The sequence below is a fragment of the Streptomyces sp. NPDC031100 genome (genome assembly GCF_055570785.1).
Window position 1 is genome coordinate 280,726 of record NZ_JBVIGN010000009.1, and the last position, 16,668, is coordinate 297,393.

General features: G+C 72.7%; 13 protein-coding genes. 3 read left to right on the forward strand and 10 right to left on the reverse strand.

What is annotated here, in order from left to right:
• Positions 1-136 precede the first annotated feature (136 nt).
• From ACZ5DS_RS25915 to ACZ5DS_RS25950, 8 genes are read right to left on the reverse strand one after another with little or no spacing between them, the layout of a single operon-like run.
• Positions 137-589 (reverse strand): pyridoxamine 5'-phosphate oxidase family protein, encoded by a 453-nt coding sequence (locus tag ACZ5DS_RS25915; protein ID WP_468242748.1) that lies wholly within the window; start codon positions 587-589, stop codon positions 137-139.
• 16 nt (positions 590-605) lie between these two features.
• Positions 606-1,706 (reverse strand): threonine aldolase family protein, encoded by a 1,101-nt coding sequence (locus ACZ5DS_RS25920; protein ID WP_468242750.1) that lies wholly within the window; start codon positions 1,704-1,706, stop codon positions 606-608.
• A gap of 5 nt (positions 1,707-1,711) precedes the next feature.
• Entirely contained in the window at positions 1,712-3,169 is a 1,458-nt protein-coding gene (locus ACZ5DS_RS25925; RefSeq protein ID WP_468242752.1) for an aldehyde dehydrogenase family protein, read from the reverse strand.
• A complete protein-coding gene (locus ACZ5DS_RS25930; protein ID WP_468242754.1) occupies positions 3,166-4,266 on the reverse strand; it encodes a hypothetical protein in 1,101 nt (366 codons plus the stop codon). The genes ACZ5DS_RS25925 and ACZ5DS_RS25930 overlap by 4 nt, the downstream gene beginning before the upstream one ends.
• Positions 4,214-6,049: an asparagine synthetase B family protein gene (locus ACZ5DS_RS25935; RefSeq protein ID WP_468242756.1), complete on the reverse strand. Its 1,836-nt coding sequence runs from the start codon at positions 6,047-6,049 to the stop codon at positions 4,214-4,216. The genes ACZ5DS_RS25930 and ACZ5DS_RS25935 overlap by 53 nt, the downstream gene beginning before the upstream one ends.
• A complete protein-coding gene (locus ACZ5DS_RS25940; RefSeq protein WP_468242758.1) occupies positions 6,037-7,050 on the reverse strand; it encodes an alpha/beta hydrolase-fold protein in 1,014 nt (337 codons plus the stop codon). The genes ACZ5DS_RS25935 and ACZ5DS_RS25940 overlap by 13 nt, the downstream gene beginning before the upstream one ends.
• A complete protein-coding gene (locus tag ACZ5DS_RS25945; protein WP_468242760.1) occupies positions 7,047-8,453 on the reverse strand; it encodes an MBL fold metallo-hydrolase in 1,407 nt (468 codons plus the stop codon). The genes ACZ5DS_RS25940 and ACZ5DS_RS25945 overlap by 4 nt, the downstream gene beginning before the upstream one ends.
• Positions 8,453-9,769, reverse strand: a complete 1,317-nt coding sequence (locus ACZ5DS_RS25950; protein WP_468242762.1) for a formylglycine-generating enzyme family protein — start codon at positions 9,767-9,769, stop codon at positions 8,453-8,455. Before ACZ5DS_RS25950 ends, ACZ5DS_RS25945 begins: the two co-directional genes overlap by 1 nt.
• A gap of 331 nt (positions 9,770-10,100) precedes the next feature.
• Between ACZ5DS_RS25950 and ACZ5DS_RS25955 the strand changes: the two genes are divergently transcribed.
• Positions 10,101-10,901 carry a phytanoyl-CoA dioxygenase family protein gene (locus ACZ5DS_RS25955; protein ID WP_468242764.1) on the forward strand — a complete coding sequence of 267 codons (801 nt, stop codon included), beginning with the start codon at positions 10,101-10,103 and terminating at the stop codon, positions 10,899-10,901.
• A gap of 43 nt (positions 10,902-10,944) precedes the next feature.
• Here the strand turns inward: ACZ5DS_RS25955 and ACZ5DS_RS25960 are convergent, their stop codons facing one another.
• Positions 10,945-12,222 carry an ATP-grasp domain-containing protein gene (locus ACZ5DS_RS25960; RefSeq protein WP_468242766.1) on the reverse strand — a complete coding sequence of 426 codons (1,278 nt, stop codon included), beginning with the start codon at positions 12,220-12,222 and terminating at the stop codon, positions 10,945-10,947.
• 78 nt (positions 12,223-12,300) lie between these two features.
• On the opposite strand from ACZ5DS_RS25960, the gene ACZ5DS_RS25965 reads away from it, so the two are divergent.
• Together ACZ5DS_RS25965 and ACZ5DS_RS25970 are read left to right on the forward strand one after the other, a co-directional pair.
• A complete protein-coding gene (locus ACZ5DS_RS25965) occupies positions 12,301-13,581 on the forward strand; it encodes an MFS transporter (RefSeq protein WP_468242769.1) in 1,281 nt (426 codons plus the stop codon).
• Positions 13,582-13,659: 78 nt separating this feature from the next.
• Positions 13,660-15,021: a nucleotide disphospho-sugar-binding domain-containing protein gene (locus ACZ5DS_RS25970; RefSeq protein ID WP_468242771.1), complete on the forward strand. Its 1,362-nt coding sequence runs from the start codon at positions 13,660-13,662 to the stop codon at positions 15,019-15,021.
• Positions 15,022-15,074: 53 nt separating this feature from the next.
• Here ACZ5DS_RS25970 and ACZ5DS_RS25975 read toward each other — a convergent pair whose 3' ends face one another.
• Positions 15,075-16,592 carry an alpha/beta fold hydrolase gene (locus ACZ5DS_RS25975; protein WP_468242773.1) on the reverse strand — a complete coding sequence of 506 codons (1,518 nt, stop codon included), beginning with the start codon at positions 16,590-16,592 and terminating at the stop codon, positions 15,075-15,077.
• Positions 16,593-16,668 lie beyond the last annotated feature (76 nt).

Genomic DNA, 16,668 nt, shown 5'->3' on the forward strand with positions numbered 1-16,668 from the left:
CTTGCCCCTCCAAATCTCAAAAGTCCCCCCTACCCCCCCCAAAAAAACCCCCCCCCCCCCCCCCCCCCCCCCCCCCCCCCCCCCCCCCCCCCCCCCGAGGGCGGGAAGAGGCCGGGGAAGAGGCCGGGTCCGGGGGTCAGCCGAGCCAGGCGCCGTCGCGCATGAGGCCGCGCCCCGCCAGCTCGTTCGCCTCCCGCCAGGCCTGGATGCGGCGCGGCAGGATCCGGAAGTACTGGTAGTCGTCGAGCTTGCGCGGATCGAACCCGGTCTTGTCCGCGAAGGCGTCGGCCGTCTCCGCGCCGAGCTCGGCGATGTCGACCGGCTCCGCGACCCCGTCGATGATCACGACGTCGCGCGTCGGGCCGACGCCGAGGCGCACCCTGCCGTCGGCCAGCAGGTTGCGGCCGGTGACCGACTTGCGGGGCGTCGAGACGACGATCGCGGTGCCGTCCCAGAGGTACGAGAGCGGGATGAGGTGGACGCCGGCCGAGCCGCCCGAGGTGGCGACCCAGAGATCCACGTCCTTCTCCAGGCGCGCCCGGGTGTCCCGCAGCCTCTCCTCCAGTTCACGCGGTGGTGCCTCCGTCATGCTTCCTCCATCCATGTCATGCGGATTCCCTGTCCGGGAGGTCTCCGTCGGTCGTCGGACGGGCCGCGGGCGCCGTGGCCGCCACGGCGGCCAGTGCCCTGACGGCCTCGTGCACACCGATCATGTCGTGCGCGCGGTGCGTCATGAAGCGCACGTATCCGTTCGGCAGCGGCAGCACGGCCACCCCGTGGTCGGCGAGGCGCGCGGCGCACTCGCCCGGGGTGAGCCCGGCGAGCCGTGCCATGACGACGTTGGTCGGCCGCGGCGGGCGCATCAGCTCGACGCCGGGCACCGACCCCAGCCCCGAGGCGAGCGCCGCCGCCGTCTCGTGGTCGGCGGCCAGGTCGGGCAGGCGGGTGAGCGCGACCAGGGCGGGCGCCGCGACGACGCCCGCCTGGTGCAGGGAGCCGCCCAGCCATCCCCTCAGTTCGCGGGCGTGCGCCACATAGGCGCGTGACCCGCACAGCAGCCCGCCGACCGGCGCGCCGAGCCCCTTGGAGACCGAGAAGGTGACGCTGTCCGCCGGCTCCGCCAGCGCCCTGGGGGGAACCCCGAGGGCCACGGCCGCGTTCGCCAGCCGGGCGCCGTCGAGGTGGACGTGCGCGCCGTGACGGTGGGCCAGCGCGGCCACGGCGCGCGTCGCTTCGGCGTCCAGGGCGTTGCCGGAGCGCATCATGCTCGTGTTCTCGAGACAGACCACGGTCGGCGGGCCCGCCCCGGTGGCGAGCAGCGCGGCCAGCGCGTCGAGGTCGGGCAGGCCGTCGGGGCGCTGCTCCACCGGCACCAGCTCGACACCGCCGAAGCGGCGCAACCCGTCCGGTTCGAGGAACGCCATATGGGTGTCGGCGCCGACGATCAGCCGTGGCGCGGGCGATCCGGCCGGCCCGGCCGCGGCGAGCGGGGCGAGCAGGTTCGCCATCGTGCTGGTGGGCGTGAGCAGTGCGGCCTCGGTGCCGAGCAGCCCGGCCACCCGCTCCTCGAGAAGGGCGACCGTGGGGTCGTCGCCGTACACGTCGTCCCCGACCTCCGCTTCGGCCATCGCCGCGCGCATGCGCGCGTCCGGCACGGTACGGGTGTCACTGCGGAAGTCGAGCCGTGGGGAACCGTTCCAGCCCATACGGCCTACCGCCCCGGCCGGTGGGCCACCCACACGGCACGGGGCCTGGTGTAGCCCTCCACCGCGTGGATGCCCAGCTCACGGCCGTATCCGGACTGGCCGAGGCCCGAGACGCTGACCGTCTCCTCGGTGTCGCCCCAGGTGTTGACCCACACCATGCCGGCGCGCAGGGCCCGGCCGAACCGTTCGACCCGGTCGGCGTCCGACGTCCACACCGAGGCCGACAGGCCGTAGGCGGTGTCGTGCGCGAGGGCCAGGGCCTCGGCGTCGGTGCCGAACGACGCGACGGACAGCACCGGGCCGAAGATCTCCTCGCGCCAGGCGCGGCTGTCGAACGGCACGCCGTCCACGACGGCCGGGTGGACGAAGAACCCTCCGTCGAGATCGTGCCGAACTCCCGAGCGGCCGGGCGGAAGGATCACCCTCGCGCCCCGCGCCGCCGCCTCCGCGACGATCTCCACCGTACGGTCGGTGGCCGCTTCGCTGATCAGCGGGCCGAGATCGGTGCCGGGGTCGGCCGGGCGGCCGACCCGGAGGGCACCGGAGAGCTCGGCCACGCGCGCGACGAACTCGTCGTGCACGGCGCGGTCGACGACCAGCCGTGAACCCGCCACGCACACCTGACCGGTGTTGCCGGTGAAGCCCATGACCACGGCCCGCGCCGCCAGGTCGAGGTCGGCGTCGCGGAAGACCACGACCGGGCTCTTGCCGCCCAGTTCGAGGGAGACGGGCTTGAGGCCTTCCGCGCAGCGCCGCGCGACGTCGCGCCCCGCCGCGGTGGAGCCGGTGAACGAGACCATGCCGACGGCCGGCTGGCCGCAGAGCAGCCTTCCGGTCTCTGCGCCGCCGTAGACCGCGGTGAGCACGCCCTCGGGCAGCACCGCGGCGGCACGGTCGACCAGGCGGCGGATCGAGAGCGGGGTCTCGGGCGCCGGTTTCACGACGACCGTGTTGCCGTAGGCGAGTGCCGCTGCGATCTTCCAGACGGCGAGCAGGAGCGGGTAGTTGTTCGGGACGATCGCCGCGCACACCCCGACCGGCACCCGGTCGGTGTACGTCCGCATGCCGGGTCCGGTCGGATGGGTCTCCCCCACCGGGTACCGGGCGGCCGCCGCGAACCAGTCGGCGACCTGGGCGGCGAAGTCCACCTCTCCGGCGGCGCGTGCCGTGGGCTTGCCCGCGTTGCTGCGCTCCAGGGCGGCGAGTTCGTCCCGGTCGTCGCGCAGCAGCTGCGCGAGCTCGCGCAGGAGGCCGGAGCGGTGGGCCGGGGAGGTGTCGGCCCAGCCCTCGTGGAACGCCGTGTCCGCGCGGGCCACGGCGGCGGCGACGCCGGATTCGCCGGTGTCCGGCACATGGGTGAGGACCCGGCCGGTGGCCGGGTCGAGGACGGGCCTTCCCTGTGCGGCGGCCGGATCGGGGAGCGCCCGTTCCGCCGCGGCGACCAGGCCTGCTGCCGCCCTCACCCCAGCACCTGCGCGTTGCCCGCGAGCCGCAGCCCCGCGTCGATCCCGGCGACCAGGGCGTGGAACGCCTCCCGCCCGAGGCCCGCCCCCGCGCTGCCGAGCAGCCTGAGGTCGTACCCGTCGGGGTGCTGCCACCAGGCGTCGCAGGACCCGAACTCGGCACTGAGGTAACCGAGGTGCACCGGGCGGCCGCCGAGGTCACGCACCTCGTCGGTGGCGGGGTGCTTGTCCCGCTCCGGCGGGAACGCCAGCCGCCCGCCGCCGGTCCGCTGCACCGTGAGGCGCAACTCGCCGCCGGACGCCGACAGATAGACGACGTCCAGCTCCCGGACCGAGGAGCCGTCGCCGAACGTCGCGGCGCTCTCCGCGCGGAATCCGCCGGCCGACACCGGCACGCCCTGCGCGGTGAGGAACGCGGTGACCTCCCCCGACGGGATCCAGTCGCCCTCGTGCTCGCGCCCGCGCCGGTGGAAGTGGAAGACGCCGGTGGGCACCGACACCATCTCGGCCGGGTGCCTGGCCCAGTAGCTCAGCTCGGAGAACGGTGTGGCCAGCACCCGCGGCACCGCCTGCGGCACGGCCGGCCGCAGCGCGGCGAACAGCGCGACGATCTCGTCGTCGGTGAAGTCGCCTTCCAGCACCGACAGTTCGACGGTGGTCCGGGCCATCCGGGCGCTGCCGGCCCGGTTGCCCAGGTAGTCGGTCCCGAGCCAGACCACCCGGCCCTCGCCGATCTCGGCCGGCCGGGTCTCACTGCCCCACAGGCACGGGTGGTCCGCGGCCGGGAAGGCCCAGTCGTACAGGAACTGCTTGAGGCGCAGGCGCCGTCCGCCGCCGGAGATCTCGGTGCGGTAGCCGGCCGGGTTGGCGTCGCTCCAGGGCGAGCGGCCCTCGGCCTCGACCCGTCCGGGCGGCGCCTCGCGGCGCAGCGTGCCGACGCTGGTGTCGCAGCCCTCGGGCAGTGCGGACGGCCGCCACAGCACGAAGTTGCACCCGTCCTGGGCGTGCGCCTCGTCGAGCACCGGGGGCACCCGGTCGAGGCCGTCAGCGCGGTCCAGGATCTGCCAGCGCCACCGGGGTACGGGACTGCTCACCATGACTCCTCGGGTCGGTTCTGAGCTCCGCGAGGTGGCCGAGCCAGGCGGAGGTCGAAGCAAGGAACATCCATTCGCCGACGCCCAGTTCGGCCCGGAGCGCATCCGGCAGCGGCGGCAGCCCGAAGGGTGCGCCGAGCCCGTCGGCGAGCTCGGCCAGCTGCCGTACGTAGCGCGGGTCGGTGGGGGTCGGAAAGCCCTGTTTGGGGCGGTGCCGCACCGAGTCGGGCAGCAGGTCGGCGAGCGCGTCCTTGAGCAGCCCCTTGTGGCTGCTGCCGGGCTCGCCGGAGTCCTTCAGATGCTCGGGGCAGCGGAAGGCGAGCTCGGCTAGGGCGACGTCCTGGAAGACGGGCCGGTCCTCCAGGGTGAAGGTCGCCGAGGTGGCGTCCACCATGTCGTTGACGTAGACGAGGAAGCGCCGCAGCAGGTGGTGCCGGCCGCGTTTGAGCGGGGACGCCGTCTTGAGCGACCGGTACGCGTCCATGGTGCGCTCCCACACCAGGTCGGTGACCGCCGTCATGTCGACGCCGAGCTCCGCGGCCATCCAGGTCACCAGGCGCGCCCAGACGGGCCGTTCGTCGGAGTAGAGCTGGTGGGTGAGGTAGTGGCGGCCGTGGATGTACGTGGGTGCGTAGGGGTCGACGACGGGGAAGTAGCGGCCCGCCTGGTAGCCCCACAGCTCGTCCGCCCCGTGGCCCGAGTAGACGACCACGTTCCGGTCCTTGGCGATGGTCCCGTACAGGTGGTGCATCGCCAGCTCGGCGCCGTGCAGGAGCGGGCGCATCAGCCGGGTGGGCAGCACCGGTACGAGGTCCGCGGCGGCGTGCCGGTCCAGGTCGCAGACGGTCAGCGGCACGCCGAGCCGGTCGGCGGCCTCGGCGGCGTGCACCACGTCGTCGCCCGAGCCGCCGATGCCGTCCTGGTAGCGCAGGACGTATCCCTCGACGGGCACCCCCAGGGCGGTCAGGCCCGCCACCGTCGCCGTGCTGTCGACGCCGCCGCTGAGCACCGCCGCCCGCGGCACGTCGGACACGGAACGCTCCGCGATCGCCCGGTCGAAGGCCGCCCTGATCTCCTCGGCGGAGACCAGGCCGTCCACCGGCGTGGGCTGCCAGTAGCGGTGGACGCTCGTGTGCGGCCGGTCGGCCACCAGGTACTCGGCGGGCTGCAGCGCCCTGATGCCGCGCACCCAGGTGTGGTCGTCGGCCGCGTCCATCCGGATCCAGGAGCGCAGCACGTACTCCAGGGGGTCCACCTCGGGGGTCACCAGGCCGGTGCGGAGCAGCACGCCGGACTCCGATGCGAACAGGATCCCGCCGTGGGTGAAGGCGTAGAACAGCGGCTTCACCCCGAAGTGGTCGCGGGCCAGGACCACGCGGCCGGTCGCGGTGTCGTGCCAGGCGAGCGCGAACATGCCGGACAGCGGGCGCAGCGCGGCCGCGGGGTCCGTCTCGCGGCAGACCTGCTGGAGGACGAACTCGGTGTCGCAGGTGGTGCGGCGCGGCCACACCGTCGGTGCGGGCGAACGGGAGCCGTACACCTCGCCGTTGTGCACCAGGACGACGCGTCCGGTGGGGTCGGCCATCGGCTGGTCGCCCGCCTCGGTGCGGTCGCGGATCGCCAGCCGTGTCGCGCACAGCATCACGGTGCCGCACGAGGAGACGTAGGGGGCCGAGGCACCCTCGCCGCGGTGTGCCATGGCGTCGGTCATCGTCCGGCCCAGCGCGTCCAGCCACGCGGGGTCCCGCCGTCCGTCCAGGCTGATGAAGCCCGCTATGCCGCACACGTTTCGGCCCCCGTTTCCCGCCACACCCGCCGGAGCTCCGCCAGCGCCTCGGCGAACACGTACTCGATGCCGTGGTGTCCGCCCTCGTGCTCCCGGTAGAGATGGGGGACGCCGTGTGCGTCGAGGGCCGTGTGGAGGGCGCGGACTCCCCAGTGCATGCCGTAGTCGTCGCGTTCGCCGACGCTGAGGTGCAGCAGGCCGAGTCCGGCGAGCCGGCCGGCGTGGGCGGGGAGCATCCGTACCGGGTCGTGGGTGAGCCAGCGCTGCCACACCTCGTCGCGGAACAGGCCCGTCGTGGGGTCGCAGGGCAGCGCGTCCGACGGGGTGGTCCCGGGATCGTCGGCGTAGCACATGCCCATCGCGACGAGGCTCATCGCCACCATGAAGGGGACGTCGTGCGGGCCGCCGGTCCGGCGGGCCAGCAGCCCGTCGAGGCCGCCGGCCGCCCTGACGGTGTCGAGCGCGGCGGGCAGCAGCGGAAGGTAGCAGTGCTCGAACCCGGCGTCGGGCGAGAAGGCGAGCACCGACCCGAACAGCTCGGACGTCATGCCCGCGACGAGCGCGCCGTAGCCGCCGCTGGACTTCCCCGCCACGGCGCGCCAGGCCGGCTCCGGCCGGGTCGCGAACCGCCGGTCCACCTCCGCGACGACCTCGGCGAGATAGCCGGCGTACCGGCCGGAGGCGGCGGAGTCGAGGTACTGCGAGCCGCCGTAGGCGGTCGTGCAGTCGGGTACGACGAGCAGCGCGGGCGGCACCCGGCCGTCCGCCATCGCCCCGCGCAGGCGGTCGGCGACGGATCCGCCGAAGGCGAGCGCCCGGCCGGCGAGGCTGGGGTGGGCGCCGAACCCCGGCAGCCAGTACACGACCGGGTACCGCCGGACACCGTCGTACCCCGGCGGCAGGTGCACCTCGATCCGGCGGTGGTGCGGGTCGCCCAGCGGGTTGCCGCGCAGGCAGCTGCTCTCGTGGTCGAGCAGCACCGCTTCGAGGGTGTCGGTCATGGACCGCTCGCCTCCCGCAGTGCCCGCTCCACATGGCGCGTGTAGAACGACGGGTGGTGGAAGACCGCCGACAGCAGGACGCCGTCGCTGGCCCACAGCCCGAAGGAGCTGCCGAACAGCAGGTCGGCGTCGAGCATGGCCTCCAGCGTGGCGGCCGCCGTCTCGGTCCAGCCCTCGCCACCGGCGAGGTTGCTCCGGGCCGGTCCCGGGCCGAGCCGTGTCACCCGGCCCGCCACCGGGTCGAGCAGGAAGGAGGTCTCGCCGCCGTCGTCCTCGTACAGCGAGACGACATGGCGTCCGGCGCCGTCGTCCAGCGCCCGGTACCAGTAGTCGGTCGCCACCAGACGGTCCAGCAGCTCGCGCAGGAGGTCCTCGCAGGCGCGGGTCTGACGGCCGTACCGGTCGCGCGAGGCGTCGAACGGCGGCACGGGCGTGTCCGGGTCGAGCGTCACCTCGGCGTAGACCTCGTCGAAGTCGTAAGTACCGGGCGCGACCGGCCCGTCGGCCGGGCGGGCCTTGCCGTCCGCCACCTCGATGACCTGGCCCGGGCCCCACAGCAGGCCGTCCCGGCCCAGCTCGTCCAGCCGCCGCAGGGCCTCGACCGGGGTGAAGGGGAAGATCGTCCGGTTGCACCAGGAGTAGTCGCGCTCGCCGTCGCCGCTGATGCGCCACCCGAACGAGGAGGGCACCGTCACGGCCGCGGGGATCGACTCGACGTACCGGTCGAAGTTCGCGACGGCGCGGGCGCGGACCGCCTCCGGGTCGGTCAGCGGGCGGCGCTCGGTGAGCACGCCCGGCGGCGAGATGCTGTGCGCGGGGACGAACACGGCGTCGAGGCGGGGCGCGTCCTCGCGGCGGAAGGCCGCCACGGTGTCCTCGTGCAGGAGCGCGTCCCCGCACAGCATGACCGCCGCGTCGGCCGTCTCCACCAGCACGCTCATCTCGGGGAACGACACCGCCGAGGGGAACGTCCGCAGGGTCGCCCCGCCCAGGGTGATCGTGTCGCCCGGCGTCACCGGGTGCAGGCGTTCGTAGCCGAAGCGGCGGAGCGTCCAGGCGATCGCCTGGTGCCCGAGCCCCGATGCGGTCAACTGCGGCGGCACGGGACCGGCGGGGTAGATGCAGGTGACCCCGGAGCTCTGCCGCGGGCTGTCGTCGAAGTCCACGTCGGCGCCGTCGACGAGGCGCAGCAGTGAGGGGAAGTGGTGGTGGTCGAAGTGGTGGTGGCTGAGCACCACGTAGTCGACGCCTTCGTCGAGCACCTCACGGACCAACGGGTCGGGCAGCGGGGGGTGGTGCTCCCAGAAACGGTCCAGGCGCTGGGTGAGCCACGGGTCGAACAGGATCCGCTCCGTCCCTGTGTCGACGAGCACCGCGGCATGGCCGAGGGAGGTCAGTCGCATCAGTCGCCCGCCTCGTACACGCAGCGGAAGCCGACCTCGTTGTGCCGGTCGGTGATCAGGTCCTTGCCCCGGTAGAACGTGGTCAGGCAGGCCGGCGGCGACGTCCAGGTGCCGCCGCGCAGCACGTGGAAGGCCTCCTTGCGGTTCATGAAGTCCAGCGGGTGCCGTCCCTTGAAGAACGGGTCCATGTCGTCGCCCGTGTAGAAGTTGGTCCGCGTCAGCTCCCAGACGTTCCCCGACATCTGCAGCACGCCGTAGGGGCTCGCGCCGTGCGGGAGGGAGTCCGCGGGCAGCACCGGATGGGCGGGGTTCTCGCCCTGTTCGATGGTGACCAGCAGCGCCTCCAGGGAGTCGAGGTCGGCCACGGCCTCGCCGAACGACCGCTCCACGTAGTTCACCCGGTCGGGGTCCCACTCCTCGCCCCACGGGAAGCGGCGGCCGTCCACGCCGCGCGCGGCCTTCTCCCACTGGACCTCGCTGGGCAGCGAGCCACCGGCCCACTTCGCGAAGGCGTAGGCGTCGTACCAGTCGATGCCGACGACCGGGAGGCCGGGTGCGTTGAAGCGCGGGTCGTGCCAGTGCGCCGGGCGGTGCGAGCGCTCCAGAGGCTGGTCGGGGTGGTCGAACTCACCGGAGTCGCCGGCCTCTTCCAGGAACTCCCGGTAGCGCGCGTTGGTCACGGTGGTCCGGTCGATGAGGAACGCGGGGACGTCCACCGCGCGCAGCGTGCTGTCGTCCTGCGCCATGCGGAAGGCGTCGGGCTTCTCGTCCGCACCGATGATCGCCGGGCCGCCCGGCACCAGGACGACGTCGGTGTGGCGCCGGGGGCGCTTGCGGGCGGCCTCGACACGTGCCCGCATGTCGGTGAAGTACTCGTCCTCGAGACGGCGGAGTTCGGCGGAGTCGCGGGTGCCGAAGACGGCGATGAGGGCGCGCTTGGTGAGCGCCGCGCCGCAGCCGACGGGCTTGCGCACCCAGTCGGGCCGGGTGAAGTTGCTGGGCCAGCCGGAGATGCGGATGAGGTCGGGGACGGCGGCGGCGATCCGGTGCTCCGTGATGACCTTGAGCGCCGTGAACGCGACCCAGTCGACGGTGTCGTGGGTGGCGGCGGCCACGGCGGCGTCGGCGGCGGAGTCGCCCGCGTGGTGCGTGGCCAGCAGCCGCACGGCGCCGGCCCGCACCGGCCACTCCGGGTGGGTGACCGCGAGACTCGCCAGCAACGGTATCCCCTCGGCGGTCCGCCCCTTCTCCTCGGCCAGCTCGACGATGCGCTCCACCGATGCCCAGTAGCGGTCGTCGGCGGAGTCGTCGATCACCAGTAGATCGGCGGGAATGTCGATGACTTGTGAAACGCGATTACCTACCATGTCGAACCTCTCTTGGACCACCTGCCGCCCGTACGGAATTGAATTCCGTACGGGCGGCATAATTCGCTGATCAGCGCATTACCACTTGCTGGTCTCCTGCTGCGCGTCACGGGTCTCGATGAAGTCGCGGTCGCTCATTCTTCACTCCCTCCGTCGTATCCATTTTTATGTGGCCCAATGGCCTCACGACTCGGAAGAATACGGAGGGCGCAGAAGGCACGGCAACGTGCCGTGCCCCGCGCACCTTGAACACGAGAAAAGGGAAGAAAGGGAGCTGAGAATGGTTGACACCCATTCCCGTGACCTGCGGGAGAACGGATTCGTACGACTCCCCGCGCTGGCGGACGGCGACGCGCTCGCCCGGCTGCGGCGCGCGGTGGGCCGGCTTGAGGAACTCGCCCGCGGCCGTACGGTCTCGACCGGGGAGTTCGTCCTGGAGGCGGCCGGCATCGGCGGCTGGGCGGCCTGGCAGCAGGGGGCCGAGGCCCTCACCGGGGTGCTCCGGTCGGCCGACCGCATCCATGAGCACGTCCCCGAGTTCGACGCCGCACAGCGGTCGCTGGGCCTGGCCGGCGGGCCGGTCGCCCGGGCCGTCGGGGCCCCGGGCACGCTGGTCAACGCCTTTTTGTGGGCCAAGCCGCCCGTGGTGGGCTCGGCGAAGCCCTGGCACCAGGACATAGCCTTCGCGCCGGAGGGGTTCGGCCCCGAGGAGCACGGCATCGTGACGGTCTGGGTCGCGCTCGAACCCGCCACCCCCCGCAACGGCTGCCTGGAGTTCCTCCCCGGCTCCCACCTGCTCGGGCTGTTCCCGCACACCGGGGACCGCGAGCGCCTGCCGGGCGAGGCGCCGCTGACGGCAGCCGTCGAGCCGCATGTCGCGGACGAGCACCTGCCGCGTACGGCCGAACCGGTCGCCGTACCCCTGGAGCCCGGCTCGGCCGTCCTGTTCGACGGCATGGTGCTGCACCGCTCGGCGCCCAACACCACGCAGGCGGAGCCGCGCACCGCCGTCAGCTTCGTCTACCGGGTGCCCCGGCCGTCCTGGACGCGCTGGGAGCCGGCCGTCGTCACCCGCCGGTGACGTTCGACCGCGGCGGATCGGCAGTCGAACGTCACCGGCGGGTTCAGGAGGCGGCAACCTGGGCCAGGGCGTAGAACGCGGCGCCGTCGAGATGGCGGATCGTGTTGAGGTCGCGCTGCACGACCTCCTCGAGGTCGTGCAGCAGCGTCACGATCACCGGGTAGGTGAGGTCGTCCACCGTCGGGGTGATCTCCTGACCCGGTTTCACCAGGGTCGCCAGGGTGTGGAAGCTCTCCAGCCGCTCGATCTCCTCGATGCCCCGGTACTCGCTGAGCACGCCCCGCACCGGCGAGACCAGGCCGGCGATCGCGCAGTAGCGCCGCACCGCGTACGGGGTCCCGGCCCGGGCGTGGAAGCGCTCGGGCCGCAGACAGGCCTCGACGGTCCACTCCAGCTGTGACTCGCCGATGCCGAGGCCGGCGCTGGCCGGGATGCCGCCGCCGGCGATCCGGGCACCGACCTCCACCAGGCACGGCCCCTGCGGGGTCATCCGGATCTCCACGTGCGCCGGACCGTGCCGGATGCCGAGAGCGTCCAGCACCCGGAACGCGTAGGCCCCGAGCGGTTCCACGACCCGGCTCTCCGAGTCGATCAGCAAGAGCGCGTCACAGAGGTCGACGACGCCGTTGGCGCTGACGCGGCTGGTCCGCCAGACGTCGCACACATGGTGGCGTCCGTCCCGGCTGACGGTGTTCACCATGTACTCGGTGCCCGGGAGGTACTCCTGCGCGACGGCCCCGTTGTTGGGCTGCGAGAAGACGTCGTCCGCGGCGGCGAGGGCCCGGAAGGCCCCGGCCGACTCCTGCGGTGTGTCACAGAAGAAGACCCCCTGGCTGCCCGCGCTGCGCAGCGGCTTGACGACGACGCGGCCGCCGAGTTCGCGGTGCCAGGCGGCGAGGCCGTCCGCGTCGGTGGCCCGCAGCTGCCGGGCCGCGCGGAGGCCGGCGGCGCGCACGGTCTCGACCATGAGGTGCTTGTCGCGCCGTGCGGCACTCAGCGCCGTACCGTTGCCGGGCAGGCCGAGGCGCTCCGCGAGCAGGTCCGCGAGCTCCACCCCGATCTCCCCGCCCGCGAGGACCGCGACCGGCGCGAACGCCGCGACCTCGGCCACGGTGGCGTCCAGGTCCCCGTCGTGGCGGATGTCGGCGACGAAGTCGTCCGGGACGAACGGGGCCGAACGGTAGACGAACGGGATCTCACGCGTGCTCTGCACACGGACGACGGAGCATCCCTGCTCCCGGAATTCCAGCACAAGTGAACGTGCCGCGGCATAGGCATCGACCATGACGATGCACGGGCCGCTTTTCATGGCTACTGTCATGCGTTCAACGGTAGACAGACCTTCCGCTCGCCGAAATCCGTTCAACTCTGACATCCTCCAGCCCTGGAGGAGTAGCTGATGACATCGTTTTCCACGAGATTTTCCACGAGGTTTTCCACGAGCTTTTACGCAACACTTTCCGCGCGGTTTTCCGCAGGATTTTCCGGAAGGTTCCGGTCGCCGTATTTCACTCCGGTACTGCTGTTCGTGAACGCGCTCGGGAGTTTTCTGGTCCTCGTGAGCCTCTCCACGCGCGTGGGGTCGGCGACCGGGTCCGGACTCCTCGCCGGGGCCGTGCTGAGCGCGCCGTGGCTGCCCGCGCTGCTGCTGGCCGGTCCGCTCAACCGGCTGCTCAGCCGGCACGCCCCGGAGCTGCTCGTCCGGCTGGCCGAGGCGGCGAGCCTGGTGCTGACCGCGGCCGCCCTCCTGGCGCCGGGCCCTGCGCTGCTCGTCGTCGCCACCGTGCTGCTCCTGGTCCGCGGGTACTTCGAGGCGATCACCCGTTCGGCCACCTCGCTCGTGCTGCGGGGCGCGGTCCCGGCGCAGCGGCTGGACCGGGCCAACACCGTCGCCGAGATCGGCAAGCTGACCGGGCTCAGCATCGGTGCGGCGCTGGCGGGACCGGCCGGAGCGGTCCTGTCGCTCCGGGGCCTGATCGCGCTGAACGCGGCGACGCTGGCGCTCTCCGCGCTGCTCGCCTGGGCGTTGCCGGCCTCGCCCGGGCAGGATCCCGTGGGCGCCCGGGACGGCACGGACTCCACCGCCGGCACCCGGCCGCGCGTCATCGACCCGGGCCTGCGCAGGCTGTTCGCCCGTTTCCTGCTGGTGGCCTTCTGGCAGGGCTTCCACACGGTGGCCGTCACCGTGGTCCCCGTGCAGGTGCTCGGCGGCGGAACCCGCCTGGTGGGCGTGTTCGTCGCGGTCTCGGCCGTCGCCATCTTCGCCGGCTCGCTCGCCGCCCTGCCCGCCCAGCGCTACCTCGACCGGCTGCCCTCGGGCGTCTGGGCCCTGCTGCCCATGCCGTTCCTGCTGGCCGCCCTGCTGGTCGGCCGGACGAGGCCGACGCTCGTGCTGTACGCGCTCTTCCTCGTGCTGTTCGAGGTCGCGTACGTCCACTTCAACAACCGGCTGCTGGCCGCGTCCTCCGCCGAGGAGCTCCCGTCGGTGGTGACGCTCCGGGCCACCCTGCTCCCGTCGGGTGTGGCGGTGTCCATCCTGGTCACGGGCGCGCTCTGCGATCTCGCGGGCCCGCTGCCCACCGCCTTCGTGGTGGCCGCCGTCACCGTCGTCGTCACCGCCGCGACCGGCGCCGCCCGGGGAACCCGGCAAACCTGGAGAAGCCCCGTCCGCGATGCGTGATCAGGATGGCAGGGGGCGGGAAGCCCGGCGCTTCCCGCCCCCTGCCATCCCCCACTCCCTGACCGAAGGACATTCGTCGTGCGGGTTCTCCTGGTGCCGTTTCCGTGGAAGACACATGTGTACAACCTGGTTCCGCTGGCGTGGTCGCTGCAGACGGCCGGGCACGAGGTACGTGTGGCCGCGTGGCCGGACTGCCTCGACGCGGTCACCGGGGCCGGGCTGACGGGGGTCGGCGTCGGTGCCGGCGAGACCACGCAGGAGCGGACGAGACAGGACCAGCGCAGGGCGGCTCGGAAGGCTCCCGCGCCGGGCACGGCTCCCGGGGCTCCCGCGTCTGCCGCCGATACCACGGGACGGCCCCCACAGGGCGGCCTCGACCCGCTGTTCGACATCCGGCCGGATCGCGAGCGGCTGAGCTGGGAGCAGGTCACCCGGCTCTTCGGCACCCTCGTGGTGCCGCAGGCGCGGCGGTTCAACGACTCGATGATGGACGACCTGGTCGCCTTCGCCCGCGCCTGGCAGCCCGACCTGGTGCTCTGGGGGGCGAAGGCGTTCGCCGGGGCGGTGGCCGCCGCCGCGGTGGGGGCGGCGCACGCCCGGGTGCTGTACTCGGTCGACGTCTACCCCCGTATGCGGGAGGACTACCTGCACGCCATGGCGCTCCAACCGCCGGGTGAGCGCGTCGACTTACTGCGTGACTGGCTGGAGGGCTGGACGGCGAAGTTCGACTGCGCGTTCTCCGAGGAGTTGGTGAGCGGGCAGTTCACGATCGACCCGCTTCCGGAGGCGTTCCGCCCCGACCACCGGACGACCACCGTGCCCATGCAGTTCGTTCCTTACAACGGGCCGGCTGTCGTGCCGGGTTGGCTCGCCGAGCCGCCGCGGGCGCCACGGGTCCTGATGACCTTCGGCGACTCGGTGAACGACGGGCCGGTACAGCAGCTGGTGCCCCTCGAACGCATGCAGGACATCCTCGACTCGGTGCGCGACCTGGAGATGGAGCTGGTCCTGACCCTGCCGGCGGACGCCCAGCGACAGCTGCGCGACGTCCCGGCCAACACCCGCCTCGTGGAGTCCGTGCCCCTCGCCGACATCCTGCCGACCTGCGCGGCCATGGTGCATCACGGCGGGGCCTGGTCGTTCGGCTGCGCACTGCGCTACGGCGTACCCCAGCTGCTGGTCAGCCGCGCGTTCGACGTTCCGCTGAAGGTCCGGTGCCTGGACCGGTCGGGAGCGGGGCTCGCCATGCATCCCGACGAGGTGGACGGTCCCGGAGTCCGGGCCGCGATCCTCCGGCTGCTGCAGGACGGAACCATCCGGGCGAACGCCCGGCAGCTCCGCCGGGACGTGCTCGGCACGCCCTCCCCCAACGAACTGGCGCACACCCTGGAAGACCTGGTCACCGCCCACCGGGGCGGCACCGCTCCCACCCGGCGCTGACGGAGAGAGGGCGGGCCCCGCACGGCGCTCGTGCGGGGCCGCCTGACGGCGGATCAGGACGCCGGCACGGGGTCCGCGGGCGCCTGGCAGGTGGCGTCGACCCCCTCCACGGAGGCGGGACGGGTGCCGTCCCTCAGGTAGTCGCCGACGTAGGTGTTGAGGCAGGTGTCGTTGTTCGCCGACAGCGCCGCGCCGACGTTGTGGCCGCCCTTCTCCAGGACGAGCGCGGAGTTCGGGAACAGCTCGTGCGTCTCGTAGGCGCCCGTGACGCCGTGCGCCGTGTCGAACTCCGGCTGCACCAGGAGGACGTTCACCCGGGGGTTGCCGACCTTCGGCGGCGTCTTGGCGTGCACCGGCCAGAACGCGCAGGGCGCCATGTACCAGGCGTTGGTCCAGGTCAGGAACCGGTTCCCGGCGTCGTACTGGCGGGAGTAGTCCTCGTGCCAACGGTCCCAGTCCTGCGGCCAGGAGGCGTCGAGGCACTGGTCCGCGTTGTTCATCGCCTGCCGGTTCTGGTGCGGGAAGCCCGGGACCGTGAAGGTGGCCCGCAGCGACGTCGGGTCATTGCGGACCACCCAGTCGGCGAGCACCTTCGCGCGGGAGATCCAGGTCCAGCTGCGGTAGACGACCGGCTCGAAGACGTCCGCCCACTCGGCCGGCCCGATCTTGCCGTCCACCGGCGACTCGCGGAGCGCGTCCTCGCCCTTGTAGTAGTTCGCCTCGGCCTCGGCCTCGGTGGCGCCCAGGTGGTAGACCGAGTCGTACTTGGCGACCCAGCCGAAGAAAATCTTGGCGTTCTGCTCGGTCGTCTCGTTCTTGTCGAGGTTGTTCTGGTACCAGACACCGCCCGGCCGCACCACGCTGTCCAGCACCATCCGGTTCACCCGGTCGGGGTACATCGAGGCGTAGACCGAGCCGAGGTAGGTGCCCCAGTCGGTGCCGAGGTAGGTGATCTTCTTCTGGCCGAGCGCGACGCGTATGCGGTCGAGGTCGCGTGCGGCGTCCTTGGTGCCGAGGTGCTTGAGCACATCGCCGTACTTGTCGCCGCAGCTCTCGGCGTACGCGCGGGCCCGGTCCACCCAGTCCTGCTCGTCCTCGGGTGTGCTCGGCACGGGGTCCGCCTTCGCGTACCCCGGGTCGACATAGTCGGGGTCGCAGACGACCGACGGTTCGCTCGCCCCCACGCCCCGCGGGTCGAACCCGATCCAGTCATATGCGGCGCCGACGTCCTGCGCCAGCCCGCTCGTGCCCTTGGCGTACCGGGTGGGCAGGTCGCGGCCGATGCCACCGGGCCACTGGCCGCGGTTCAGCAGGACGACTCCCTTGTACTGGGCATCGGCGACGGTGTGCTTGGCCCTGGTCAGCGCCAGGGTCAGCTGCCTGCCGTCGGGCCGGCCGTAGTCGAGCGGCACCTGTACCGAACCGCACTCCAGGCCCTTGAGCAGGCTGCCGAGCATCGGGTCGGAGTCCGGGCACGGCGACCAGGCGACGCTGGGGGCGGCCACCTCCGCTGCGTCCTCCTCGGCCGCCACCGGGGTGACGGCCGGACCCCCCAGTCCGATCAAGATCACTGATGTGACCAATGCGAGCTTTTTCACTTGGTTTCCCTTCTGGATACAAGCCGCTCGCACCCTGACAAGTCGCTCT